At 72.2% G+C, this 24,865-nt stretch carries 25 protein-coding genes; 13 read left to right on the top strand and 12 right to left on the bottom strand.

All coding sequences use genetic code 11. From position 1 onward, the window contains the following. Nucleotides 1-3: 3 nt before the first annotated feature. The 3 genes from AB0I91_RS04255 to AB0I91_RS04245 form a co-directional block, all read right to left on the bottom strand. Entirely contained in the window at nucleotides 4-798 is a 795-nt protein-coding gene (locus tag AB0I91_RS04255; RefSeq protein ID WP_498771846.1) for a lysozyme, read from the bottom strand. A 109-nt stretch (nucleotides 799-907) separates the two neighbouring features. Continuing rightward, nucleotides 908-1,720, bottom strand: a complete 813-nt coding sequence (locus tag AB0I91_RS04250) for a lysozyme (protein WP_499616383.1) — start codon at nucleotides 1,718-1,720, stop codon at nucleotides 908-910. Nucleotides 1,721-1,801: 81 nt separating this feature from the next. Further along, nucleotides 1,802-2,647: an aldo/keto reductase gene (locus tag AB0I91_RS04245; protein WP_499616386.1), complete on the bottom strand. Its 846-nt coding sequence runs from the start codon at nucleotides 2,645-2,647 to the stop codon at nucleotides 1,802-1,804. Between the two features lie 137 nt (nucleotides 2,648-2,784). On the opposite strand from AB0I91_RS04245, the gene AB0I91_RS04240 reads away from it, so the two are divergent. Further along, on the top strand, nucleotides 2,785-3,669 hold the full coding sequence (locus AB0I91_RS04240; protein WP_498771852.1) for a LysR family transcriptional regulator: 885 nt from the start codon (nucleotides 2,785-2,787) through the stop codon (nucleotides 3,667-3,669). Here the strand turns inward: AB0I91_RS04240 and AB0I91_RS04235 are convergent. Together AB0I91_RS04235 and AB0I91_RS04230 are read right to left on the bottom strand one after the other, a co-directional pair. Beyond that, nucleotides 3,613-4,575, bottom strand: a complete 963-nt coding sequence (locus AB0I91_RS04235; protein WP_499635149.1) for a pentapeptide repeat-containing protein — start codon at nucleotides 4,573-4,575, stop codon at nucleotides 3,613-3,615. The genes AB0I91_RS04240 and AB0I91_RS04235 overlap by 57 nt on opposite strands. Nucleotide 4,576: 1 nt before the next feature. After that, entirely contained in the window at nucleotides 4,577-5,695 is a 1,119-nt protein-coding gene (locus AB0I91_RS04230; RefSeq protein ID WP_499616391.1) for a pentapeptide repeat-containing protein, read from the bottom strand. A 146-nt stretch (nucleotides 5,696-5,841) separates the two neighbouring features. On the opposite strand from AB0I91_RS04230, the gene AB0I91_RS04225 reads away from it, so the two are divergent. Further along, nucleotides 5,842-6,663, top strand: coding sequence for an SAM-dependent methyltransferase (locus AB0I91_RS04225; protein ID WP_499635146.1), 822 nt, complete (start codon nucleotides 5,842-5,844; stop codon nucleotides 6,661-6,663). A gap of 96 nt (nucleotides 6,664-6,759) precedes the next feature. After that, nucleotides 6,760-8,919 (top strand): putative bifunctional diguanylate cyclase/phosphodiesterase, encoded by a 2,160-nt coding sequence (locus AB0I91_RS04220; protein ID WP_498771860.1) that lies wholly within the window; start codon nucleotides 6,760-6,762, stop codon nucleotides 8,917-8,919. Here the strand turns inward: AB0I91_RS04220 and AB0I91_RS04215 are convergent. Next, the gene (locus AB0I91_RS04215; protein WP_499635144.1) at nucleotides 8,916-9,770 is read right to left on the bottom strand and encodes a hypothetical protein; all 855 of its coding nucleotides are present in this window, start codon (nucleotides 9,768-9,770) and stop codon (nucleotides 8,916-8,918) included. The two genes, AB0I91_RS04220 and AB0I91_RS04215, sit on opposite strands and share 4 nt — an antisense overlap. Nucleotides 9,771-9,939: 169 nt before the next feature. Between AB0I91_RS04215 and AB0I91_RS04210 the strand changes: the two genes are divergently transcribed. Beyond that, nucleotides 9,940-10,245 (top strand): DUF2563 family protein, encoded by a 306-nt coding sequence (locus tag AB0I91_RS04210; RefSeq protein WP_499616400.1) that lies wholly within the window; start codon nucleotides 9,940-9,942, stop codon nucleotides 10,243-10,245. Continuing rightward, nucleotides 10,242-12,224 (top strand): alpha/beta hydrolase, encoded by a 1,983-nt coding sequence (locus AB0I91_RS04205; RefSeq protein ID WP_499635141.1) that lies wholly within the window; start codon nucleotides 10,242-10,244, stop codon nucleotides 12,222-12,224. The genes AB0I91_RS04210 and AB0I91_RS04205 overlap by 4 nt, the downstream gene beginning before the upstream one ends. On the opposite strand, the gene AB0I91_RS04200 is transcribed toward AB0I91_RS04205, so the two are convergent. The 6 genes from AB0I91_RS04200 to AB0I91_RS04175 all read right to left on the bottom strand — a co-directional run bounded on the left by AB0I91_RS04200 (nucleotide 12,221) and on the right by AB0I91_RS04175 (nucleotide 16,379). Next, the gene (locus AB0I91_RS04200; protein ID WP_499635138.1) at nucleotides 12,221-12,562 is read right to left on the bottom strand and encodes a hypothetical protein; all 342 of its coding nucleotides are present in this window, start codon (nucleotides 12,560-12,562) and stop codon (nucleotides 12,221-12,223) included. The two genes, AB0I91_RS04205 and AB0I91_RS04200, sit on opposite strands and share 4 nt — an antisense overlap. Nucleotides 12,563-12,576: 14 nt before the next feature. Next, entirely contained in the window at nucleotides 12,577-12,954 is a 378-nt protein-coding gene (locus AB0I91_RS04195; protein ID WP_498771870.1) for a sterol carrier family protein, read from the bottom strand. Nucleotides 12,955-13,029: 75 nt separating this feature from the next. Next, a complete protein-coding gene (locus AB0I91_RS04190; protein ID WP_498771872.1) occupies nucleotides 13,030-13,836 on the bottom strand; it encodes an ESX secretion-associated protein EspG in 807 nt (268 codons plus the stop codon). Nucleotides 13,837-13,913: 77 nt separating this feature from the next. Beyond that, complete coding sequence (locus AB0I91_RS04185) at nucleotides 13,914-15,257, bottom strand: PPE domain-containing protein (RefSeq protein ID WP_499635135.1); 1,344 nt, start codon at nucleotides 15,255-15,257, stop codon at nucleotides 13,914-13,916. A 37-nt stretch (nucleotides 15,258-15,294) separates the two neighbouring features. Then, nucleotides 15,295-15,687 (bottom strand): transcriptional regulator, encoded by a 393-nt coding sequence (locus AB0I91_RS04180; protein WP_498771876.1) that lies wholly within the window; start codon nucleotides 15,685-15,687, stop codon nucleotides 15,295-15,297. 107 nt (nucleotides 15,688-15,794) lie between these two features. Further along, entirely contained in the window at nucleotides 15,795-16,379 is a 585-nt protein-coding gene (locus AB0I91_RS04175) for a DUF3558 domain-containing protein (protein WP_498771878.1), read from the bottom strand. A 98-nt stretch (nucleotides 16,380-16,477) separates the two neighbouring features. Here AB0I91_RS04175 and AB0I91_RS04170 point away from each other — a divergent pair, with 98 nt between their 5' ends. The 8 genes from AB0I91_RS04170 to arfB all read left to right on the top strand — a co-directional run bounded on the left by AB0I91_RS04170 (nucleotide 16,478) and on the right by arfB (nucleotide 24,856). Next, complete coding sequence (locus AB0I91_RS04170) at nucleotides 16,478-18,325, top strand: glycoside hydrolase family 15 protein (RefSeq protein ID WP_499616413.1); 1,848 nt, start codon at nucleotides 16,478-16,480, stop codon at nucleotides 18,323-18,325. After that, complete coding sequence (locus tag AB0I91_RS04165) at nucleotides 18,322-19,344, top strand: alcohol dehydrogenase catalytic domain-containing protein (protein WP_499616416.1); 1,023 nt, start codon at nucleotides 18,322-18,324, stop codon at nucleotides 19,342-19,344. The genes AB0I91_RS04170 and AB0I91_RS04165 overlap by 4 nt, the downstream gene beginning before the upstream one ends. A 228-nt stretch (nucleotides 19,345-19,572) precedes the next feature. Then, complete coding sequence (locus AB0I91_RS04160) at nucleotides 19,573-20,304, top strand: maleylpyruvate isomerase N-terminal domain-containing protein (RefSeq protein ID WP_499635132.1); 732 nt, start codon at nucleotides 19,573-19,575, stop codon at nucleotides 20,302-20,304. A gap of 115 nt (nucleotides 20,305-20,419) precedes the next feature. After that, a complete protein-coding gene (gene purF, locus AB0I91_RS04155; protein ID WP_498771886.1) occupies nucleotides 20,420-21,952 on the top strand; it encodes an amidophosphoribosyltransferase in 1,533 nt (510 codons plus the stop codon). Between the two features lie 80 nt (nucleotides 21,953-22,032). Further along, nucleotides 22,033-23,094 carry a phosphoribosylformylglycinamidine cyclo-ligase gene (purM, locus tag AB0I91_RS04150; RefSeq protein ID WP_498771888.1) on the top strand — a complete coding sequence of 354 codons (1,062 nt, stop codon included), beginning with the start codon at nucleotides 22,033-22,035 and terminating at the stop codon, nucleotides 23,092-23,094. Nucleotides 23,095-23,156: 62 nt separating this feature from the next. Further along, nucleotides 23,157-23,648 carry a SigE family RNA polymerase sigma factor gene (locus tag AB0I91_RS04145; protein ID WP_498771890.1) on the top strand — a complete coding sequence of 164 codons (492 nt, stop codon included), beginning with the start codon at nucleotides 23,157-23,159 and terminating at the stop codon, nucleotides 23,646-23,648. Beyond that, nucleotides 23,645-24,418 carry a hypothetical protein gene (locus tag AB0I91_RS04140; protein ID WP_499635129.1) on the top strand — a complete coding sequence of 258 codons (774 nt, stop codon included), beginning with the start codon at nucleotides 23,645-23,647 and terminating at the stop codon, nucleotides 24,416-24,418. The genes AB0I91_RS04145 and AB0I91_RS04140 overlap by 4 nt, the downstream gene beginning before the upstream one ends. A 9-nt stretch (nucleotides 24,419-24,427) precedes the next feature. Continuing rightward, nucleotides 24,428-24,856 (top strand): alternative ribosome rescue aminoacyl-tRNA hydrolase ArfB, encoded by a 429-nt coding sequence (gene arfB / locus AB0I91_RS04135; RefSeq protein WP_498771894.1) that lies wholly within the window; start codon nucleotides 24,428-24,430, stop codon nucleotides 24,854-24,856. Nucleotides 24,857-24,865 lie beyond the last annotated feature (9 nt).

Below are 24,865 nucleotides of genomic sequence, written 5' to 3'. Positions count from 1 at the left end.
TGCTCAGCCGTTGGCCAGTGCCTGGAGCCGGTCGTAGGCGCCGTTGAACTGGTTCTGGTCGATCGGCGAGGACGAGTACTGCCAGAACGTGTAGAACGGCCACGCGTACGGCAGGGTGCCGACGGTGGACGAGTAGCGCGCGACCCACAGCGGGTTGGTGGAGCTGAAGTCGCCGCTCACGCACTGGCTCCACCAGCTCGTGGACGTGTAGATGACCGGCCAGCGGCCGGTGCGGGCCTGGTAGCGGTCGCTGAACGACTTGATCCAGGCCGTCATGCTCGCCTTGGACAGGCCGTAGCACGTGGAGCCGTAGGGGTTGTACTCCATGTCCAGCGCGCCGGGCAGGGTCTTGCCGTCCCGCGACCAACCGCCGCCGTTGTTGACGAAGTAGTCGGCCTGGGTGGCGCCGGCGGACCGGTCCGGCAGCGCGAAGTGGTACGCGCCGCGGATCATGCCGACGTTGTAGGACCCGTTGTACTGCTGGGCGAAGTACGGGTTGCGGTAGGTGGTGCTCTCGGTCGCCTTGACGTAGGCGAACCGCTTGCCCTGGCCCCACCAGTAGTTCCAGTCGACGTTGCCCTGGTGCCCGCTGACGTCGATGCCGTACACGACGGCCTGGGCGCTCGGGTCGGTCGGGATGGCGATGCGCCGGCCGCCGCCGCCTTCGTGCTTGGCGATCTGCGAGCCCATGGCGTGGTCTTCGACGACGGGTGCGGCCTGCGCGGTGCCGGTCAAGCCGAGCACGGCCAGTCCGACGCAGGTCACCAGAGCAGTGGCGGTACGTGCGAGGTTGTTCATGGTGACTCCTCGAGTCAGTGCAGGGAGTTGACTCGTTGGGCAGTGTGCTGCACCTCTAACCAGTTCACCAGGGTTCTTGTGAATTAGTCACGAAAACGGAGCAACGGCGCTACCCGAGTGCCACCCTGAGCAACTGTTCGTCGTTGCCGTTGAAGAGGTTCTGGTCGCCGGGGAACAGCCCGGCGGCCTGCCACTGCCAGATCGTCTGGTAGTCCCACCCGTGCGGCAGCGGCCCGAGCTCGTCGGCGTAGTGCGCCACCCACAGCGGGCTCGTGTCGCCGAACCGGTCCGACTCGCCGACGCACCGGTTCCACCAGCTCGTGGACGTGTAGATGGTCGGGTGCCTGCCGGTCCGCTGCACGAAGCGGTCGCTGAACGCGCGCACCCACGCGCCCATCCCGGCCTGGTCCAGGCCGTAGCACGTGTCGCCGTACGGGTTGTACTCCAGGTCGACCGCGCCGGGCAGCGTCTTGCCGTCCCGCGACCAGCCGCCGCCGTTGGCCGCGAAGAACTCGGCCTGCGTCGCGCCGTCCGACCGGTCCGGCAGCGCGAAGTGGTACGCGCCGCGGATCATGCCGACGGCGTGGGAACCGTCGTACTGCTGGGCGAAGTGCGGGTTGCGGTACCCGGTGCCCTCGGTGGCCTTGACGTAGGCGAACCGCGCGCCGTCCGCCCACGCCTTCTCCCAGTCGACGTCACCCTGGTGGCTGCTGACGTCCATGCCGGGCACGGAGTCCCCGGTCCGCGGCCGGTGCTGCGCGGTGCGGTTCCCGCCCTCGTGCTTGGCGATCTGCGAGCCCGCGAAGTGGTCCGCGGAACCTTCGGGCAGCGCGTCGGCGACGGGCGCGGGCACGACCGCCAACGTGATCGTGAGGACACCCAGTCGGGTGATCAAGCTGTGCAGTCGGGTGTGCGCCGCCATCAACGCCCCCATTCGGTCGGCAGTGCTGGTACGTCCGGCCTAGATCGTCAGGCCGGACGTCCGCCGCCGCATCCGCAGGAGTCACCCGTCCAGGCGCTTCAGCTCCTCCTCCGACAGCCGCAGGTGCACGGCGTCGGCCGAGTCGGCGATGCTCGCCGGCCGCGACGAGCCCGGGATCGGCACGACCTGGGGCGCCTTGGCGAGCATCCACGCCAGGCACACCTGCTGCGGGCTCACCCCGTGCGCCCGGCCGACCTCGGCGAACGCGCCGAACCGCTCACCCAGCCGCCCGGCCGCGCTCATGCCGCCCAACGGGCTCCACGGCAGGAACGCGATGTCCAGCTCGGCGCACAGCTCCAGTTCCGGCTCGCTTCCGCGGAACGCGGGCGAGAACTGGTTCTGCACGCTCGCCAGCCGGCCGCCCAGGACCTCGTCGGCTTCCCGGATCTGCGCGGGGTTGAAGTTGGACACGCCCGCGAGCTTGATCTTGCCCGCGTCCAGCAGCTCGGCCAGCGCGCCGACGGACTCGGCGGTCGGCACCGCCGGGTCGGGCCGGTGGAACTGGTAGAGGTCGATCGCGTCCACGCCGAGGCGGCGCAACGACGCCTCGCACGCCGCCTTCAGGTACTCCGGCCGCCCGTCGACCTCCCAGCCGCCGCCGGGCACGCGGGTGTGGCCGCCCTTGGTGGCGACCATGACGCCGTTCACGCCCTTCAGCGCCTCGGCGATCAGCTCTTCGTTGTGCCCGAAGTCGCGGTCGTCGGCCGAGTACGCGTCCGCCGTGTCGATCAGCGTGACGCCCTTGTCCAGCGCCGCGCGGATCGTCCCGATCGCCTGGGCGCGATCGGGTCGGCCCTCCAGCGACATCGGCATCGCGCCCAGGCCGATGGCACTGACCTCGACTCCTCCGATTCGGCGAGTCAGCATGGTGGGCATCCCTCCTGTGTCGGATCGCCGCCGCTCCGCGACCTCGTGTCGTCCTTGTGCACGCCCAGCTTGAGCGGTAGGCATTAAGCTGTCCAACAGAAGAAGCTGATGCCATTCAGCAGTACGGGTGATGAATCGTGGAACTCCGGCAGCTCGAGTACTTCGTGGCCGTGGCCGAGGAGTGCCACTTCACCCGTGCCGCCCGGCGCATGCACGTGGCCCAGTCCGGGCTCTCCGCGTCGATCCGGGCGCTGGAGGTGGAGCTGGGCGCGCCGCTGTTCGTGCGCAGCACCCGGCAGGTCGAGCTGACCCAGGCCGGCCGCGCGCTGCTGGTCGAGGCGCGGCGCGTGCTCGGCACGATCGACGCCGCGCGGGACGCGGTGGCCGCGGTGCAGGGGCTGCTGCGGGGCACGCTGGCCGTCGGCAGCATCCAGTGCCTGCACGCCGTGCACCTGCCCGCCGTGCTGGCCCGGTTCCACGAGCTGCACCCCGGCGTCGAGCTGCGGTTGCGCCAGGCGGGCTCGGGCGAGCTGGTGGACCTGGTCCGCGCCGGCCGGCTGGACCTCGCGTTCGTCACGTCCGGGCGGGTGGGCGACGACCTGTCGGTGTCCACCCTGTCGAGTGAACCGCTGGTGCTGGCGTGCGCGCCGGAGCTGCCGTTCGCCGAACGGGAGTCCGTGCGGCTGGCCGAGCTGGCCGGTCAGCCGTTCGTCGACTTCAACCCCGACTGGGGCACGCGCGACGACGTGGACCGCGCGCTGGCCACCGCCGGCGTGGACCGGAGGGTGGCGGTCGAGGTCAACGACGTGCACTCGCTGCTGGACTTCGTAGGCTTCGGCCTCGGCGTGGCGCTGGTGCCGGCGTCGTTCGCGGCCAAGCAGACCCGGGCGCGGTTCGTGGAGCTGGTCGACGCGCCGACCGCCGAGACCGCCGTGGTCACCGCGCCGACGGTGAGCGCGGCGGCGTCAGTCCTGCTGGACATGGTCCTGGAGGCGGGCCGGGGGCTGCCCGTCGCCGGTTAGCGGCCAGCCCGCCGGGTCGTTGCGGAACGCGGTGCCCGCCAGCACCTCCAGCGTGCCGACCAGCCGCGCCGGCGGTTGCGGCGACACGTGCAGGAAGGTGCCGACCTGCGCGCCCGTGACGTTGACCTCCCCCTTGAACGTGGTGTCCTGGAACGAGATGCCGCCCTCGAACCTCCCGTCCCGGAAGTTCACCCGACCGTGGAACGTGGCGCCGGAGAACAGCGCGGGCTTGCCCAGCTCGGCCTCCCCGAACTGCGTGATCCCGTAGAACTGCGCCCGTCGGGCGACCAGCCGGCCGAACCGGCGGCCCTCCAGCCGGAAGTGCACGAGCTTCGCCCCGGTCAGGTCCAGGTGGTACCGCAGGTCGTCGGTGTCCTCGCCCCACGGCAGCATGTCCGTGATGAGCCGTTGCGCGGTCATCCGGACGGTCATCTCGTGGTCGTGGGCCGGGTAGACCTCGCGCGTCTTGCCGAAGAAGGCCTGCTCCGGGTCTTCGGGTTTCTCGTCGATCGCCTCGTGCTCGAACGGCCGCCGCAGGTACGCGCACAGCACGCTCAGCACGGTCTGCTTGTAGCGCGGCGTGGTGTGGGCCAGGCTCGCGAGCACGTGCATGGCGCCCACCCTGACCTGGTCGGCTTCGTTGCCGAGCAGCTCGACGGCCCGCGCGAACCGCTCGTCGGCGACCTTCTCGCTCTCCAGGTCGTGCCGCGCCTCCTCGGTGCGCCGCCGGCGGTCGTTGAGCCACAGCGCGTACAGCGCCACGACCGCGCCGCCGGCCAACCCGCCGGTCTTGATCGCCTCCGCCTTCGGCTGCCTGGGGTCGACCAGGACGAGCAGGGCGGTCGTCGCGACCGTCACCACGACCGCGGCGAGCACGCTCGCCACCAACAACCAGCGTCCCCGCACGTCAGCTCCTGACCAGTCCGAGGCCGCTGTCGTCGCGGCGCTCCACCGCCCAGCCGTCGGGCAGGGCGTTCTCGTGCTCCAGGGACACGTACATGGCGTGCGTGCGCGCTCGCTGGGGTTTCGCCAACCCCAGGTGCACACCGCCGCGGAAGTTGGCGTCCGCGAAGTCGATCGGCTCCGCGAACTCGCAGTCCGCGAACTTCGCCGGCGCGGTGAACCTGACCCCGGCGAACTTGTTCGGGCCGAGGAACCTCGTGGCGGTGAAGTCGGCGGTGTCGTGGCACCTGAACCGGCTGAACCACGCCTTGCCGTGGAAGACCATGTCGTGCAGGTGCAGCCGCCCGTCGCTGACCGCGTCGGTGAACCAGGCGCCGCCGTGCACGACCGCGTGGTGCGCCGAGTTCGACTCCCGCAGGTGCGCCGCCCGCAGCACGAGGTCGCCGACCTGGCGGTGGGACAGGTCGAAGTACTCCAGGTGCGCCCTGGTCAGGTCCAGGTTGTAGAGGGGCGCGTCGGCGGTGCCGGCGCGGGGCAGCAGGTCGGCGATCAGGCGCTGGGCGGTGAGCCGGACCTCCAGCTCCCGCTCGTCCCGGGCCACCACGTCGTCGTCCGCGAGCGTCTCCTCGAACGGCCGCCGGAGGTACGCGCACAGCACGTCGAGCACGGTCTGGGTGTACTCGGCGCGCGACCGCGCCAGCCCCGCCAACCCGTGCATCGCGCCCACCCGGACCTGCTCCGCGTCGTGACCGAGCAGTTCAACCGATCGGGCGAACCGCTCGTCGGCGACCCGCGACCGATCGTGTTCGGCCCGCGCGTTCTCCAACGCCTGCCGCGCGGACTCGATCCGCTGCCGGTCCTCGTCCGTGCGCCGCCGGCGGTCGTTGAGCCACAGCGCGTACAGGGCGACGAGCGCGCCGCCCGCGAGCCCGCCGGTCTTGATCGCCTCGTGCTTCGGCGCGGTCGGGTCCACGGCGAACAACCAGCCCGTGACCAGCAGGAACGCGCCGATCGCACCGAGCAGGACGGGCTTGACCACACCGCGCTCGCGGCGGCGGCCGACCACGAGCCAGACCAGCGCCGCCACCGAGACGACCGCGCCCGCGATCCACAGGTGCTCCACAAGGCCGTCATTCTTCCCGGTGATCAGATCCGAGGTGGGTGATTGAAGAACTCGCGCGATCCGACGGTGTGCTAACTCACCGGATTGGCCCATGATGTGGGTGTCACCGCAACGGTGGGACACGAGCACGTCGGAGGAGATTTCGAGTGGACAGCGTGGAGCGGCCCACCTGGGCGCCGGGCGACATCGATCTGGCCCGCCCGAGCATCGCGCGGGTCTACGACTACTGGCTCGGCGGCGCGCACAACTTCGCCGTCGACCGGGCGGTCGCCGACAAGGTCCTCGCGGACGTGCCGGTGATCAAGAGCATCGTGCTCAACCACCGGGCGTTCCTGCGCCGGGCGGTGCGGTTCATGCTGTCGCGGGGCATCCGCCAGTTCCTCGACCTGGGCTCCGGCATCCCGACGGTCGGCAACGTGCACGAGATCGCCCAGGCCGCGGACCCGTCCGCCCGCGTCGTGTACGTGGACATGGACGCCGTCGCGGTCGCGCACAGCCGGGCCATCCTCACCGGGAACGAGCTGGTGAACGTGCTGCAGACCGACGTGCGCGACGCCAAGCAGGTGCTGGCCTCGCCCGAGGTGCAGGGCCTGCTGGACTTCGACGAGCCGATCGGCGTGCTGATGATCGCGCTGCTGCACTTCGTGCCCGACGCCGAGGACCCCCGCGGGATCGTGGGCGACTACCGCGACGCCCTCCCGGACGGCAGCTACCTGGCGATCTCGCACGCCGGGTTCGAGGAAGGCGAGTGGGACCCCACGTGGGACGACGCGAAGAGCGTCTACGACCGGGGCGTCAGCGAGATGTGCTTCCGGCCGAAACGCGAGGTCGAGGCCATGTTCGACGGTTTCGAGCTGGTCGAGCCCGGGGTGGCGCGGCTGCCGCTGTGGTGGCCGGAGTCGCCCGACGACGTGGACGCCGACGCCGCCCACTTCATCAGCTTCGGCGGCGTCGGGCGGAAGGCCTGATGAGCGGCGACGACGCCGATCGCGGACCGGGCCGGGTTGTCGACCGCGCCCCGCGACCGGCCGTATCCTCTGGGTTGTGGCGGTAGGCCGGCGGACATGACGGAACAGGTTGACCATCGGGTGGCAGCACCGGGCCGATCGAACCTCGACCCCGCCGTACTGGCCGGGGCGGAGTCCTTCGCCCGCACTTGGGCCACCGCCGTCATCGGCAGCAGCTACGTCCCGATGACGCGGGCCGAGGTCGCCGAGCACCTCCAGGCGTTGACCGAGGTGCTGGTGCACGCCCTGCACGCCAGCCCGTTCCGCACCGCGCCCGGCTACGAGATCGGCGCACGCCTGGTCGAGGCGCACTTCACCGGCACCGACACGCTCGGCCGCACCGTGCAGCTGCTCGGCGACGACCTGCTCGGCGAGCTGAACATCCAGCCGGACGAGCTGATGCGGTCGCGGCTGGCCGCGTTGCAGGGCGCGTTGGCCGCCGGGTACGCCCGTGCGCTGCGCGAACGCACGCTGGCCGAGCAGGAGGCGATCCGCGCGGCCGTGCTGGACGCCCGTGACCAGGCCGAAGCCGCGTTGCGCGCGTCCGAGGCGCGGTTCCGGGCGATGTTCACCGAGGCCGCGATCGGCATCGGCATCGCCGACATCGAGGGCCGGATCCTGGACGTGAACCAGGCGTTGCAGGACATGCTCGGGTTCAGCGTCGAGGAGATGCGGCAGTACAACATCCGCGACCTGATGCACCCGGAGGACGGCGGCAGCGTCTGGCGGCTGTACGACCAGCTCACCGCGGGCGAGTGCGACCACTACCGGGCGGAGAAGCGGTTCCGCCGGGCCGACGGCGAGCAGGTGTGGACGCACCTGACGCTGTCGCTGGTGCGCGACGACCACGGCGATCCGCAGTACCAGGTGGCGATGATCGAGGACGTCACCGACCGCCACCTGCTGCAGAACCGGCTGCGCTACCAGGCGTTGCACGACCCGTTGACCGGCCTGCCGAACCGCGCGCTGTTCCTGGAGCGCCTCGGCCGGGTGTTCAACAACCGGGCGCGCCACCGCGCCGGCCTGTGCTACCTGGACCTGGACGGGTTCAAGGTGATCAACGACAGCCTCGGCCACGACATCGGCGACCAGTTGCTGGTCGAGGTCGGGCGGCGGCTTGACCACTCCGTGTCCGGCGAGGGCAAGCTCGTCGCCCGGATGGGTGGCGACGAGTTCGTCATCCTGGTGGAGGGCTCGCAGGACACGCAGGACATCGTCAACGTCGCCGACCGCGTGCTGCGCGAGCTGGAGTCGCCGATCCGGATCGGCGGGCACGAGCTGACCGTGTCGGCGTCGATCGGCATCGTGGAGCGCGCGCTGTCGGGCACCACGGCGGCCGACCTGATGCGTGACGCGGACATCACGCTGTACTGGGCGAAGGCGGACGGCAAGTCGCGGTGGGCGCTGTACAACCCGGAGCGCAACGCCAAGGAGGTCGCCCGGTTCACCCTGTCGGCGACGATGCCGGCGGCGTTGGAGCGCGACGAGTTCTACGTGGACTACCAGCCGCTGGTGCGGCTGGAGGACAGCACCGTGGTCGGCGTGGAGGCGCTCGTGCGCTGGCAGCACCCGGAGTTCGGGCGGCTGGCGCCGGACCGGTTCATCGAGCTGGCCGAGGAGACCGGGCTGATCGTCCCGCTGGGCCGGTGGGTGCTGCGGCGGGCGTGCGAGCAGGCGCGGCGGTGGCTGCAGGAGTTCGGCGACTCCGCGCCGTTCGTGTCGGTGAACCTGGCCGTGCGGCAGTCCCGCGACCCGGAGCTGGTGCGGGACGTGAAGCGGATCCTGGACGAGTGCGCGCTGCCGCCCCACCACCTGCAGCTCGAGCTGACCGAGAGCGCGATCATGGGCACCGCCGACGAGCCGCTGGAGGCGCTGCGGGCGTTGTCGGAGATGGGCGTGCGGATCGCGATCGACGACTTCGGCACCGGCTACTCGAACCTCGCCTACCTCAAGCACCTGCCCGTGCACGAGCTGAAGATCGCGGGCTCGTTCATGGAGGGCCTGCGCGCGGCGGATGAGGAAGACGCGGTGGACGCCCAGATCGTGTCGACGCTCGTGCAACTGGCGCACGCGCTGCAACTGGGCGTCACCGCCGAGGGGGTCGAGACGCCGGCGCAGGCCAAGCGCCTGCACCGGATCGGCTGCGACACCGGCCAGGGCTGGTTCTTCGCCAAGCCGATGAAGCCGGAGGAGATCGACGAGCTGCTGCGCCGCTAGGCGGGCTCGCGGAGGGCGTGGCGGCCGGAGGTCGGCTCGGCGGCCGCGTGCCGTCCGGTGACGGGGTTCGCGTAAGCGGGCTCGTCGAGGTGGCCGGTGAAGTAGGTGCCGGCGTGCGCGGCCCGCGGCTCGACCCACGGTTGCGCCCACGCCTCCGTCCACGGCTCGGCCCACGACTCCGGCAACGGCTCCGTCCAGGAGTCCGCCCACGGCTGCGGCGACGGCCGGGACCACGCCTCCGTCCAGAGTTCCGGCGACGGCTCGGACCACGCCTCCGCCCACGGCTCCGGCGACGGCTCGGACCACGCCTCCGCCCACGGCTCCGGCGACGGCTCGGACCACGCCTCCGCCCACGGCTCCGGCGACGGCTCGGACCACGGCTCCGCCCACGATTCCGGCGACGCTTCGGGCCACGCCACGGGCCAGGTTCCGGGCTCCTCCGCCGACAGGTCGGGCGGCGCGCCGTTCGGCAAGGCGTAGTCGGTGGTGGGCGTCCGGTCGTCGTCCCACCGGTCGTCCTCGAACAGCTCAGGCTCTTCGGACTGGGCCATTCGGGGAGGTGGGTCCAGCGCGTCCCAGGCCGGCGGGCGGGACGTCTCGGGGTCGGGTCGCACCGGGATGGGCGGGTAGGGCACGGCGTCCACCGCGACCTCGGCGAAGCGGGCCACGAGGTAGTCCGCGAGCGCGGACTTCCAGCGCTGCCAACGGATCTGGCGAGGACTGAGCAGGCGGTGGCGTGCGCGGGGCCGTGTTCGGGTCAGGTAGGCGACGGCGAATCGGCGGAGGCGTTCCGCCGATTCGTGCAGGGCGATGACGACCATGAGCCCGGACGCCTGGAGCAACAATGTCATGTGTCAATGGTCGAACTGCTGTTCGACGCTGGCAAGATCACCTTTGAGTGATCACCGACGGGCGGATTTCTCCCCCTCCTGGACCAGTGGGGCGAGGGAACCGGGACGGGTGAACGTGCGTCGCATTGCCGGCGGCAGGCGGCGCGAAGGGTGGGCGATCGTGTTCGGGGTGCGACCAGAGACGTTGCGCGAGGCGTCCAAGCAGTTCCACGAAGGCGCGGACGCGGCAGGCGACGGCGCGGAGATGATCTCCATGCTCAGGCTCGACGCCGACGCGCTCGGCCAGGTGCCCGCGGCGGCGGAGTTCGTCGACGCGCTGGCCAAGTGGTCCGGCGAGCAGTCCGACGACCTGCGCCGGGGCAGCGCCTGGTACCGAGACGCCGGTGACGGCCTCAACGAGAACGCCGACGCCTACCAGCGCGCGGACGACGACTCGAACACCTCGTTCCGCGGCATCGAAGGGGGCATGGCGTGAGCTTCACCGACCCTGAGGTCCTGTACGGGCAGCTGGCCGCGGGCGACGCGGGCCGGGTCGCGGCGGCCTCCGACCCCATCACCGGCGCGATGAGCGCCGTCGGCCGCGCGGGGCAGGCGGTCTCGTCGGGCGGCAGCACGGCCACCTCCAGCTGGCAGGGCGACGCCGCGGCGGGTTTCGGCGCACGCGCCGAGCTGTCCGCGAAGTCCGCGACCGTGGCCGGCGAGCGGCTGGGCGCGGGCGCCGACATCGTCCAGGCCGCGTCCCGCGCCTACGCCCAGATGCGCGGCAGCGCCGACCAGCTGATCGACTTCTGGCGCGGCCGCTCGCCCGCGTTGGACGAGGCGCAGACCCGTGAGCTGGCCAGCCGCGTCAACGAGCAGCTGAACAACGTCAAGACCGGCTACGAGCGCGTGCTCCGCTCCTACGCCGACGCGCTCACCAAGGTCCGGCCCGGCTTCGAGGAGACCGCGAGCAAGGACCCCGGCTGGAACACCGCCGTCGCGGCCATGCGCACGTCCGCCACCGTGCCCGGTCCCGGCACCGACCCCAAGCAGGTCGCCGCCTGGTGGAAGTCGCTGACCAAGGAGCAGCAGGACGAGCTGCTGCGCACCAAGTTCCAGGAGCTCGGCCAGCTGCGCGGCCTGCCGTCCGGCGTGCTGGACCAGGCCAACCGGATGCGCATCGCGGACGACCTCCAGCGCTTCGGCGACCAGCGCGACCAGCTCGACGCGCAGCTGGCCGAGCGGGCGCGGGAGCTGGGCCTCGACCCGAACAACTCCGACGACATGACCAAGCTCATGAACGACGAGCAGTACGCGTCGCTCAGCGAGCAGCGCCAAGAGGCCGCCACCAAGGCCGAGAACGCGCAGAAGGCCGCGGACAGCCTCGAGAACGCCGAGCAGATCGCCGTCAAGAAGGGCTGGGACGAGAGCGATGTCCGCCTCCTCGCCTACGACCCGTACGGCCCGCGTGGCGACGGCGGCATGGCGGTCGCGTACGGCGACCCGGACACCGCGAACAACCTCGCGGTCTGCGTGCCGGGCACCGGTTCGGACCTGGGCAGCTTCGGCCTCAGCCAGGCCGCGAACCTGCGCGAGCAGATGGGCGCGGACGGCAACGCCACCATCCAGTGGCTCGGCTACGACGCGCCCGGCTGGGCGATCGGCGAGGTCGACAACCCCGCGCAGGCCCGCGAGGGTGGCGCGAACCTCGTCGCCGACGTCAACGGCTACCGCGCCGCCGCCGAGGCCGCGGGCCACGACCCGCACGTGACCGTGATCGGCCACTCCTACGGCTCCACCACCGTCGGCTACGCGGGCATGAACGGCCTTGCCGCGGACGACATCGCGTTCATCGGCTCGCCCGGCGTCGGCGCGTCGAACGTCGACCAGCTCTCCGCGGGCCCCGGTCACGTCTACGTCGGCGCGACCGAGCACGACCCGGTCGTGCAGGGCACCAGTTCCAGCTGGTTCACCGAGGACGGCTCCTCGATCGGCCCGTACGACGACCGGTTCGGCGCGCGGACCTTCGGCACCACCGACGGCACGTCCCTGGTCGGCGCGCACTCCGAGTACTACACCGAGGGTTCGGAGTCGGTGCAGAACCTGGCCCGGATCGCGACCGGCGACGGCGGCTCGGTGACCTCGCAGGACTGGGACGAGAACCCGCTCGGCCCGTCGCTGCCCGGCTCGCACCTCCCCGGCGTCGGGCCGGTGGTGGACTTCGTCGGCGGCACGGCCGTCGGCGCGGCCGACCTGGCGAAGGACGCGGGCACCGGGCTCTGGAACGCCGGTCGCGACGCGGTCAACGGCAACTGGTCCGAGGCGGGCACCGGTCTGCTCAACACGGGCAAGGAAATCCTCAACGACGCCGGGGACGTGGTCGTGGGCGGTGTCGGCGACGTGGTCGAGCTGGGCCGCGACGCGGTCGAGGGCGTCGGCAAGGCCTGGGACAAGACCGTCGGGTCCTGGTTCTAGGCCAAGCGGCAAGGACCGACTTCGGACTCCGGTTCGAGGCCGTCGAGGTTGTTCTTCTCGACCTGGCGCACCTGGCAGATCACCGAGTCGCCGACCTTGATGCCGTCGGGGAAGCGGTCGATGTCGGCCCCGGCGGTCTTGAGGGACACCTTCGCGCCGGGGTCGTCCTGGTCCAGCGCGAGGACCACGTAGGGCGGGGACGTCTTCCCCGGGACGGTCTCGTGCTCGGGCGTGATCCGGGTGACCTTGAACCGGACCTCTTCCTCCCAGTCCGAGCTGCAACCGACGAGGAGGGTTCCGACCGCGAGGATGGCGAGACACGCCTTGAGCGCCTTCACGCGGTCGAGCTTAGCTAGAAGCGGAGCACCGGGAGCAGGGTTGAGAGATCGGCCCGGCTCCCGGACGCGGTGACCTTGGCGTCCGCCACCGCCTGGGCCCACCCGAGCCTGCCGACGGCCAGTTCCAGCCACGTGCGCGGGTCGGTCTCGACCACGTTCGGCGGCGTGCCGCGGGTGTGCCGGGGGCCCGCCACGCACTGCACGGCGGCGAACGGCGGCACCCGCACCTCCACGCTGCGGCCCGGCGCGACCTGCTCCAGCGTGCGCAGGCTCAGCCGCACGGCCGCGGCCAGCACCGGGCGGTCCGGCCGCTCGGCCTCGCCGGCGAGCCAGGGCAGCACGGCCTCGACCGCGGCGCGAACCTCGTGGGGGTCAACGGACTTCGACGGCACCCGCCCAGGCTATCGCCGCGCGCCGGGCCGTCGTCGGGCCCGGTGCCACGCGGATGACCACCCGTGGCGGCGGCGTCAGGACTTCGCGGCGCGCACCGCTTCGGCGAGCAGTTCCTCGACCTGGTGCGCGAGCCGGCGCGAGTCGGTCGGGCTGAACGTGCTCCACGGCGCGGTGCCGTTCGACGCCCGTCGCTGTTGCAGGTAGCGGCCGTCCTCGGTGTCGAAGAACGCGACCACGCGGTCCGGCCGGCACCGCTTGCCGTACTTGTCGCGGGCCGCCGCGCCGAAGTTGCCGGTGTGCACGAGCCCGGTGAACATCTTCACCAGCGTGACGGCGTCCTCCTGGCGCACGCCGTGCTGGCGCAACGAGTTCTCCAGGCTCTTGGGCGAGCCGTCGGACTTCTTGACCGCGGCCTCCAGGTCGGCGCTCGGCATGGTGACCGAGTGCCCGGTGCCTGCCGGGTGCGCGGGCAGCGCGCCCAGCACCGCCGACGGCAGGCCGCTGCCCGCCGCGCGCCGGAACGTGAGCCGGTCCCCGGTCAAGGTGGCCACCGCGCCCTCGTCACCGTTGGCCACGGCCAGCACCCGCACGCTCTTGCCGATCCACACCCGGCCGTCGACCTCGCGTTCGGGCCTGCTGAACAGCCGCAGCAGGTAGTCCAGCTCCGGGTGCAGCCCGGTCGGGCCGCCGAGGCCGCGCGCGCCGATGCCCTGCCAGACGCGGCGTTCCAGGTCGGCGCGCTCGGCGTGGGTCTTGCCCGGCGACGGCACCTTGATCACCAACGGCATCTGGCCCAGGTCGAGGCGCTCCCAGAGCACGTCGAACTCCTCGGCCGAGAGCTCGATCGGCTCCCGCTCCGCGGACCCCCCGAAATACGTCACCGAAATCCCCGTCCCCTGAACGCCGGACACGGGCCCGCATCAGGTCGACGCGAGCCCGTGCACCGGAGGATCGAACCCTACTGAGGCGTTTCCCCGATCACCGGCGGCGCGACGAGCCGGTCGTCGCCGAACACGTCGTTCGTCTCGACCAGGTAGTCGGCTGCCTTGTGCTCGATGTCGTCCTCGCCGTTGCCGCCGTGCGCGCCGGCCGCCCCACCGGCCATGCCGGGACCGCCCGCACCCGGACGACCCGCCGCGCCTGGACCACCGGCGCCGGGACCGAAGCCGCCGACGCCCGCGACGCCACCGCGACCGGGCACGCCGGCCGGGTTGCTACCGCCGGGCATGCCCGCTCCGGGCACGCCGGAACCGGGCATGCCGCCCATGCCGGGCATACCGGGACGCATGCCGCCGGGACCCTGCTGACCGGGGCCGGGCACACCGGGCATGCCCGGCATGCCGGGGCCGCGACCGGTCGGCAGACCGGGACGCGGCGGACCGCCGGGACCGGTCGGCACCCTCGGCGGGACCTGAGGGCCGTTGTTCGGCGGCTTCGGCGGGACCCACTGGGGAGGGGGCATCGGGCCGACGGGCGGCTTCGGCGGCAGGTTCACCGGGGGGTTGACCGTCGGCGGAGGCGTCGGCGTCGGCCCGCCGGTCGGCGGGGGCGCCCACGAGGTGTTCGTGTTGCCGCCGGTGCCGGGCACCAGGCCGGGCTGCGGCACGGGCGTGCCGGTCGACGGCGGGGCCCACGACGTGTTCGTGGTGCCACCGCTGTCGGCCGGCGGCGTCCACGTCGGGGTGGCGTTGTAGTTCGCCCGCGTGTTGTTGAACTCGCCCGCGCCGGCGGGCGGCGGGGTGTCGATCACGACCTGCGGCGGCGGGACGAACTTGCCCAGCGTGTCGGCGTTCCACTCGCTGCTGGACTGGTAGTTGTTCATCACCTCGACAGCCTTGGCCTCGGCGTTGTCCTGCGCCGCTTCCTGCTGCTCGTGGTCCTGCTGCTGCTGGATGACGTGCATCATCCCGACCGGACCGGTCAGCCCGCCGAGGATCTTGTCGCCGAGCGACGGCGCCTCGGTGGTCACCGGGACCGGCTCGGGCATCTCCTTGCGGGCGTTCGCGATGTAGTCCGCCTGCAGCTGGGCGGAGGTCTCCATCGTGCTCGAACCCTGCTGGGCGTCCTCCGCCCACGCGGCGAGCGGCGACAGCGTGGCCGTCGTGGTGTCGGCGGTGTCGCCCTCCCAGCTCGCGCCGAGCTTGGCGAGCCCTTCCTTGATCGAGACGTCGATCTCGCCCAGGGTCTCGGACAGCGACTTCCAGGAGTCCTCGAGCGGCCGGGACGCGGCAACGCCCGGACCCTCGTTGATCATCCGGTAGAGATCGGGGTGGGCATACCCGCGCCAGCGGTGGTCACCCATCGTGCTCGCCCCCCTCGGGTGCGTAGGTCAGCAAGGTTCAGCCGTTGTGGATGCGTCCCCAGGACGCGGAGTTGTCGCCTTCGACCCGGCGGTAGTCGGCCTCGATCGCGGTGAGCTGGTCGACCACGCCCTTGAGCTGCTCGCGGTACGCCTTGAGCGCCACCACGCCGGCCGAGTCCCCGGACTTGAAGGTGTCCTGGTTGAACCGCTGCGCGGTCTCGTCGCTCACCGGGTCGCCCGCCCAGGGCTTCGCTTCGAGCTGCGTCATCGCGTTGGCGAGCTTCGTCTCGAGCTGGTCCAGCGCGTCCGAGAACACCTTGCGCGCGGCCGGGATCGCCGAGGGCTCGATGCTCAACTTGCGCTGCGCCCCGCTGTAGTCGGGCAGCGTCGTCGGCGTCGTTCCTCCGCCACCACCATCCGCGATGTACACGGCACACCCCTCCTCAGTGCTGCACATACCCCAGCGTGTGCATCTGGGACGACTTTAGCTCTGATGCATGACGCAGGTGACCGGTTCCACCTGCAAAGGGAATAGTTCTACTTGTTCACGTTGGCGACCACCGCGGCCGCGACCGGCTGGACGACCTGGCACAGGGTCGGGATGTCGGTCTCGTCGACGCTGGAGGCCTGCACGTCGACCACCTGGCCGTCCGAGACGTCCACCGTGACGGAGCAGGAGACGCCGAGCTGGGTCGTCGCCTCGATCATCAGCGCGGGGAAGCCGCCGACCTCCAGCTTGGTCACCTTGCCGACCGACTTGGCGTAGTCGTCGATGCCCGCCGTGGTGTCGGCGGTCAGGCCGACGAAGTACTTGCGGTCCTCGCGGCTGATCGTGCAGCTCTTCTTGTCCGGCTGCCCGCCCGGCTGCGGCGGCCGGTCCAGGCCGAACTCGGCGCGCTGGGCCTCGGTCAGCAGCGTGCACGGGTCCACGTCGTCGATGTTGATCGTCTTCGGGCGCTTGGCCGGCTCCTTCGTCGTCGAGGAGGGCTTGCCCGACCCGGACGCCTGGCCCGACGCGGTGGTCGTCGGCGTCGAACCACCGGGGTTGGCGGACCCGTCCGTGGCTTGCGAGCAGCCCCCGAGCAGGGCCAAGGCGGCGATGAGCGGCACGACACGGCGCATGAGGACCAACGTATCGGATCAACGTCACCCGCAAGGCGGGTTGGGGCAACCCGCGCGACAGCGCGCACGGCCGAACACGGGTACGTAGGGTCGGCGGCGTGGGAGACACGGGACCTGGACGGATCGAGGACTACGCGCTGCTGTCCGACCTGAGGACGGCGGCCCTGGTGGGACGGGACGGGTCGATCGACTGGCTGTGCATGCCGCGGTTCGACTCGCCGTCCTGCTTCTCCCGACTGCTCGGCACCGAGGACGACGGGCACTGGCGGATCGCGCCGACGGGCGAGGTGGTGTCGGTGCGACGGTCCTACCGGGACGGCGGCCTGGTGCTGGAGACCGAGTTCGAGACCGTGGACGGCGTGGTGCGGCTGATCGACACCATGCCGCCCGAGCAGGACGACTGGGACGCCGACACGCGGGTGGTGCGCGTGCTGGAAGGCGTGGCCGGGCAGGTCGAGATGTCGTTGCGGTGGGTGCTGCGCTTCGCCTACGGCGACTCGGTGCCGTGGGTGCGGCGCGGCGAGCGGGACGGGCAGGAGTGCATCGTCGCGCTCGCCGGACCGTCCGCGGTCGCGCTGTACGGCGACCGGCTGCCCTACCGGGTGCACGGCCAACGCGCGCACGAGGCGGAGTTCACCATCTCGGCGGGCGAGCGGCTGTCGTGGGTGATGGAGTTCGCCTACTCGCCCGACGAGCCGCCCGCGCCGGTGGACGCGATGGCGGAGGTGGCGCGGTCGGAGGCGTTCTGGCTGGGCTGGTCGTCCCGGATCGGCTACGACGGTCCGCACGCGGAGGCCGTGCGGCGGTCGCTGATCACGTTGAAGGGCCTGTCGTACGCGCCGACCGGCGGGATCGTGGCCGCGCCGACCACGTCGCTGCCGGAGACGTTCGGCGGCGAGCGCAACTGGGACTACCGGTACTGCTGGCTGCGCGACGCCACGTTCACGTTGCTGGCGCTGGACAACTTCGGCTGCACGGACGAGGCGGCGGCGTGGCGGCGGTGGCTGCTGCGCGCCGTGGCGGGCGACCCGGCCGACCTGCAGATCATGTACGGCCTCGGCGGCGAGCGGCACCTGGTCGAGTGGGAGGTCGACTGGCTGCCCGGCTACCGGGGCGCGCGGCCGGTGCGGGTCGGGAACGCGGCCTACCGGCAGTTGCAGCTGGACGTGTACGGCGAGGTGATGGACGCGTTGCACCTGGCCCGGGAACGCGGCCTCGGCGAGACGCCGGACTCGTGGGCCATGCAGCGCGGCATGATGCGGCACCTGGAGAAGGTGTGGGAGCAGCCGGACAAGGGATTGTGGGAGGTGCGCGGCCCGGACCGGCACTTCACGCACTCGCGGGTGATGCTGTGGGTGGCGTTCGACCGGGCGGTGCGCGCGGTGGAGGAGCACGACCTGCCCGGTCCGGTGCAGCGGTGGCGCGAGCTGCGCGAGGCCGTGCACGCCGAGGTGCTGGCGAAGGGCTGGAACGCGTCGCTGGGCGCGTTCACCCAGTACTACGGCGGGACGGAGCTGGACGCGGCCACGCTGCTGATCCCGGCGGTCGGCTTCCTGCCCGGCGACGACCCGCGCGTCACCGGCACCCTCGACGCGATCTCGCGGGTGCTCAAGCGCGGCGACCTGGTCGACCGGTACGAGACGGGGCACGGCGAGTCCGAAGTGGACGGGCTGGTCGGCGTTGAGGGAAGCTTCCTGGCGTGCTCGTTCTGGTACGTCGACGCGCTGGCGCTGGCCGGGCGGCGCGAGGAGGCGCTGGCGATGTTCGACCGGCTCGTGGACCTGTGCAACGACGTGGGGCTGCTGGCGGAGGAGTACGACGCGGGCACCGGGCGGATGCTCGGCAACTTCCCGCAGGCGTTCAGCCACCTGGCGCTGGTGAACAGCGCGGCGGTGCTGTTCGGCGGCCACACCCGCGACGAACGCCACCGCGGCGGTGCGGCGTGAGGGCGGCGGAGGTCGTCCCCGGCGAGCCCTCGGCGTCACGGGTGGTGGACCGCGAGGTCGTCCCGGTCGACGGCGAGCTGCTGGTCGAGGGGCTGCTGGCGGGCGTGTGCGGCACCGACGTGGAGATCGTCCGCGACGGTTTCGGCTGGTTGCCGCCCGGTCGGGGGCACATCGTGCCGTTCCACGAGTCGCTCGGCCGGGTGATCGGCAGCCCGACGCCCGAGTTCGCGCCGGGCGACCTGGTGGCCGGGGTGGTGCGCCGGCCCGACCCCGAGCCGTGCCCGGCGTGCGCGGTGGACGCGTGGGACTTCTGCCGCAACGGCAAGTACACCGAGCGCGGCATCAAGGAGCTCGACGGGTACGGCATGCAGCGCTGGACCGTGCCGCCGAAGTTCGCCGTGCGGCTGGACCCGACCCTGGGTGACGCGGGCGTGCTGACCGAGCCCGCCTCGGTGGTGGCCAAGGCGTGGGCGCAGGTGTCGGCGGTGGCCGCGCGGTCGCACCTGCCGGTCCGGTCGGCGCTGATCACCGGCGCGGGGCCGATCGGCCTGCTGGCCGCGCTGCTCGGCGTGCAGCGGGGCTTGGAGGTGCACGTGGTCGACCGCGTCACCGACGGCCGCAAACCCGACCTGGTGACCACGCTGGGCGCGACCTACCACCCCGACCTGGCCAAGGTCACCGCCGAGGTGGACGTGGCGATCGAGTGCACCGGCGTGCCGGCCCTGATCTGGGAGTGCGCCCGCCGCGCGTCGGTCACCGTCGTGGCGGGCATCTCGGGCGAGCACGACCCCGTGCCGCTGGACCCGGGCGTGTTCGACGGCATGGTGCTGGGCAACAAGACGGTCTTCGGCACGGTCAACGCGGGCCTGCCGGACTACCTCGCGGCCGCCGACGCCCTCGCCGAGGCCAGCCGACCGTGGCTGAACGGCCTGATCACCCGCCGCGTGCCCCTCGACCGCTTCACCGAGGCGCTGGAGCGGGAGCCCGACGACGTGAAGGTGGTCGTCGACCTGGCTTGACGCCGGTCCCGCCCGGCGGTGCCGTCGTCCCGCCGGGCGACCCGGGCCCGTCCGCCCGTCGCCGGATCCCCACCCTGAGGTGATCCCACCCGGAGGTATTCGCGATCGGACGGCACCGGCGGCCCGGTCCCCGCGTCGATCAGGGGGAAGGTCGGCCTTCCGCCGCCGGGACGGCGCCCCGTGCGGCACGATGGCCGCGCACCGATCGACTCAAGCGGGAGGCTGGACGTGCCTGGAGGTTGGACCACCCAGCGGTGGACCGAGGTCTTCACCGCGCAGGCGGGGATGTTCCGGGCGGCGGTCGGGAAGGCCGACCCCGCCGCCAAGGTGCCCAGCTGCCCCGGCTGGACGTTCACCGACCTGACGCTGCACGTCGGCAGGTTCCTGGAGACGTCGCTGGAGTACCTCCGCACCGGCAGCCCCGTCCAGCTCCGCCTGCCGAGCCCGCCCGCCGAGGTGGAGCCGCTGACCTACCTGGACACCCAGCTGGCCAAGGCCGCCGAGCTGCTGCCCGCCGTCCCGGGCAACCGGGCGGCCTGGACGTTCTCGCCCGCCGCGCCGGACCTGGCGTGGGTCTGGCACCGGCGGATCGCGCACGAGCTCGACCTCCGCCGCTGGGACGCCCAGGCGGCCCTGCGCGAGCTGGTGGTGGGCGACGCGGACTTCGCGGTCGACGGCATCGACGAGGCGCTCACCACCCTGCTCGCCGCCAAGTACGCCACCGACGTGCCGCCGACCACCAAGGGCACCGCCCTCGTCCAGCTCACCGACGTGCCCGAGGCGTGGGTGGTGACGTTCGCGCCGGGCGTCGTGCCGGAGGTGCGGGCGGCCTGGCCGGGCGAGGAGACGGACGTCCAGATCACCGGCGAGGCGCAGCTCGTGCACTACGGGCTGTGGGGCCGGCTGCCGCTCAAGCACACGGGCGACGAGCGGGTCTGGTTCGCGCTGAAGCTCGACTGACGGCCGGGTGAGGGTGCGTTTCGTCACGTCGCAGGGGGGCTGAGGGGGGTGGGACGCCCCCTCTCAGCCTTACACTCGATAGTGCAGCCCACCCTCGTCGTTAGGGAGCAACCCGGTGGTCACCGACCATTCAGCAACCGGCCGCATTGACCCCGACACCCAGGAAGAGCGCGAACCCCGCGAGGAATGCGGTGTGTTCGGCGTGTGGGCGCCCGGCGAGGAGGTCGCCAAGCTCACTTACTACGGCCTCTACGCCCTCCAGCACCGCGGCCAGGAAGCCGCCGGCATCTCGGTCGGCGACGGCAGCCAGGTGGTGGTCTTCAAGGACCTCGGCCTGGTCAGCCAGGTGTTCGACGAGCAGGTGCTCCAGGCGCTGCGCGGCCACGTCGCCGTCGGCCACTGCCGCTACTCCACCACCGGTTCCACCACGTGGGAGAACGCGCAGCCGACGTTCCGCACCACGGCCACCGGCTCGGGCCTGTCGCTCGGCCACAACGGCAACCTGGTCAACACCGCCGAGCTGATGGTGAAGGCGCGCGAGGTCGGCGTGGACACCAGCCACGGCGCGACCACGGACTCCGACCTGATCTGCGGCCTGCTCGCCGCGCAGGCCGCCGACATCGGCATCGAGCAGGCGGCCCTGGAGCTGCTGCCGACCCTGCGCGGGGCGTTCTGCCTCACGTTCTCCGACGAGTCCACCCTCTACGCGGCCCGCGACCCGCAGGGCGTGCGCCCGCTGGTGCTCGGCAGGCTGGAGCGCGGCTGGGTGGTCGCCAGCGAGACGGCGGCGCTGGACATCGTGGGCGCGTCGTTCGTCCGCGAGGTCGAGCCGGGCGAGCTGATCGCGATCGACGAGAACGGCCTGCGGTCCAGCCGGTTCGCCACGCCCGAGCCCAAGGGCTGCATCTTCGAGTACGTCTACCTGGCCCGTCCGGACACCACGATCGCCGGCCGCTCGGTGCACGCCACCCGCGTCGAGATCGGCCGCCGGCTGGCCGCGGAGCACCCGGTGGAGGCCGACCTGGTCATCCCGGTGCCCGAGTCCGGCACGCCGGCCGCGATCGGGTACGCGCAGGCCAGCGGCATCCCGTACGGCTCGGGCCTGGTCAAGAACGCCTACGTCGGCCGCACGTTCATCCAGCCGTCGCAGACCATCCGCCAGCTGGGCATCCGGCTGAAGCTGAACCCGCTGCGGGACGTGATCCGCGGCAAGCGCCTGGTCGTGGTGGACGACTCGATCGTGCGCGGCAACACCCAGCGCGCCCTGGTCCGGATGCTGCGCGAGGCGGGTGCGCTGGAGGTGCACGTGCGGATCGCGTCGCCGCCGGTCAAGTGGCCGTGCTTCTACGGCATCGACTTCGCCTCCCGGGCCGAGCTGATCGCCAACGGCCTGGACACCGACGGCATCCGCCGCTCGGTCGGCGCGGACTCGCTCGGCTACGTGTCGCTGGAGGAGCTGATCGCGGCCAGCGAGCAGCCCAAGACCCGGCTGTGCACGGCCTGCTTCGACGGGGACTACCCGATCCCGCTGCCCGACGACGCGCTGATCGGCAAGCACCTGCTCGAGGGGATCCGGGGCGTCGCGGGCTCGGCGACCCCCGTCCTGACGAACGGGTACGGTGCCGAAGACGCCCTGCAACGCCCCTGATCGCCGGCGGAGCCGGGCGCGCGCCCGGCCCGGGAACAGATGTACCGAATGTGGATGCCCTGAATGTGGAGCACAGAGACGTGACGGACAGCGCCAAGGCGACCTACGCCGCAGCTGGAGTAAGCATCGAAGCCGGCGACGAGGCGGTGGAGAAGCTCAAGCCGTGGGCGGCCAAGGCGCAGCGTCCCGAGGTGCTCGGCGGGATCGGCGGCTTCGCGGGGTTGTTCCAGCTCAAGCTCGACCGCTGGAAGGAACCGGTGCTCGCGGCCTCGACCGACGGCGTCGGCACCAAGATCGCGGTCGCGCAGGCGTTGGACAAGCACGACACGGTCGGCATCGACCTGGTCGCGATGGTCGTGGACGACCTCGTGGTGTGCGGCGCGGAGCCGCTGTTCATGCAGGACTACATCGCGATCGGCCGGGTCGACCCGGACAAGGTCGCGGCGCTGGTCAAGGGTATCTCCGAGGGCTGCGTGCTGGCGGGGTGCGCGCTGCTGGGCGGCGAGACCGCCGAGCACCCCGGCCTGATGGGCGCGAACGACTACGACATCTCCGGCACGGGCGTCGGCGTGGTCGAGGCGTCCGGCATGCTCGGCCCGGACCGGGTGCGCGCGGGTGACGTGGTGATCGCCATGGGCTCGTCCGGCCTGCACTCGAACGGGTACTCCTTGGCGCGGCACGTGCTGCTGGACATCGCCCGGATGCCGCTGGAGGGCCACGTCGAGGAGTTCGGCCGCACCCTCGGCGAGGAGATGCTCGAGCCGACCCGCATCTACGCCAAGGACTGCCTCGCGCTGGCCGCCGAGGCAGAGGTGCGCACGTTCGCCCACGTCACGGGTGGTGGCCTGGCCGCGAACCTGGCCCGCGTGCTGCCCGAGGGCCTGCGCGCCGAGCTCAACCGCCGCACCTGGACGCCCGCGCCCGTGTTCGCCCTGATCGCCCAGCGCGGTCGGGTGGAGCGCGAGGAGATGGAGAAGACGTTCAACATGGGTGTCGGCATGGTGGCCGTGGTCGCGCCCGAGGACGTGGACCGCTCCCTGGCCGTGCTCACGGCCCGCCACGTGCCCGCGTGGGTGCTGGGCGACGTGGTCCGCTCGGACGAGCCGGGCGCCGCCCTGGTGGGCGACCACCCGCGTTTCTAGGCGCCGGCAGCAACCTCCGGCGGTCGCCGATCCGTATCAAGCGGCGACCGAGGAGGGGCCGAGTGGATCGCGATCGTGAGTTCGACGAGTACGTCGACGCCCGGGCACTGGTGATGCGGCGGACCGCGTACCTGCTGTGCGGGGACTGGCACCGCGCCGAGGACCTGGTGCAGACGGCGCTGACCAAGCTGTACGTCGCCTGGCCCAGGGTGCGGCGGGACGCGTCGCCGGACGCCTACGCGCGGAAGGTGCTGGTCCGCGCGGCCATCGACGACTCGCGCCGGGCGTTCCGGCGGCGGGAGACGGTGGTCGACGCGGTGCCGGACACACCGGTCGCGGGCGCCCCGTCCGACATCGACGTGCGGCGCGCGCTGGCGTCGTTGCCGGTCGGGCAGCGGACGGTGGTGGTGCTCCGCTACTGGGAGGACCTGAGCGTCACGGAGACCGCGCGCCTCCTCGGGCGAACCGAAGGCACCGTGAAGAGCCAGGCGGCCAAGGGCTTGGCCGCGTTGCGCGACCTTCTCGGGCACGACGTCCTGGAGGAGCAGCGATGACAGACATCAAGCAGACCCTGGCCACGGCGTTCGCCGACGAGCCGCCGCTGGCCGTCGACAAGTCCGCCATCCGCCGCGCGGGCCGGCGCAAGGTCGTGACCCGGCACGCGTCCGTCGGCTCGGCGGTGGCGGTCGCGGTGGCCGTGGCGATCGTGCCGTTCGGCCTGGACGCCGATGGTGGCGGCGGTCCGGACGTGGGGCAGGCGAGCACCGCCGAATCCCAGGTGGCGGTACCGCGATCAGCGCCTGGTCCGTACACCAAGCCACTGGATTCGGGCCTGTCGGACGAGCGGGCGGCGGAGCTGACCGGGATCCTGCGCGACTCGGGCGCGATCCCGGCGATGCAGACGCACAGCCCCGCCGGGGCGGAGTTCGGCCCCTGGGAGTTCGAGGCGTGGGGAGCCTTCTACAAGGCCCACGCGGAGGTGTTCGACGCCCGCGGCAGTGCCATCGTGACGGTGGAACTGGTCGCGCGCCCGTACGAGGGCTGTGAGGCGGTCACCTTCCAGTCGGCCGCCCGGACGTGCGAGGTGCGGACGACGCCCGACGGTCGTGAGTACAAGGTCGAGCGCGGACCGGACGTCCCGGGCGATCTGATCAGGGTCACCGCGAAGCTCCCGGACGGTCGGAAGCTCGAGGTGTCGGCCCAGGGCATCGAGGACCGAAGCGGAGGCCCTTACAACACGACGCCGGCGGTGGGCGGTGGGCCGAACCCGATGACGGTGGACGAGCTCGTAAACCTGGCGACCGTGCCGGGGCTGGTCTTCTAACCTGTACCGGTGGCCGAGGACCTGACCGTGACGCGGACGCTGGTGATACCGGCGGCCGAGTTGAGCGAGCGGTTCTCCCGGTCCTCGGGCCCCGGTGGCCAGGGCGTGAACACGGCGGACAGCCGGGTCGAGCTGAGCTTCGACCTGGCTGCCTCGCCGTCGGTGCCGGAGTGGTTGCGCGCGAGGATGCTCGGCCGCCTGGAGAAGCGCCTGGTGGACGGCGTGCTCACGGTGACCGCGAGCGAGCACCGGGCGCAGTTGCAGAACCGCCAGGCGGCCCGCGAGCGGCTGGCGCGCCTCCTGCGCGACGCCGCCGCCGCGCCCCCGCCGGTGCGCCGCGCGACCAAGCCGACCAAGGGCTCGAAGGAACGCCGCATCGCGGAGAAGAAGCGCCGCGCCCAGACGAAGCAGGGCCGCCGCGGCGGTGGCTGGGACTAAGGTCCCAGG

Origin of the sequence: Actinosynnema sp. NPDC049800, assembly GCF_040656635.1 — a bacterium.
Classification (GTDB): Bacteria; Actinomycetota; Actinomycetes; order Mycobacteriales; family Pseudonocardiaceae; genus Actinosynnema.
Note: the sequence above shows the minus strand (reverse complement) of the source record. Positions and strands in the feature narration are given on the sequence as shown.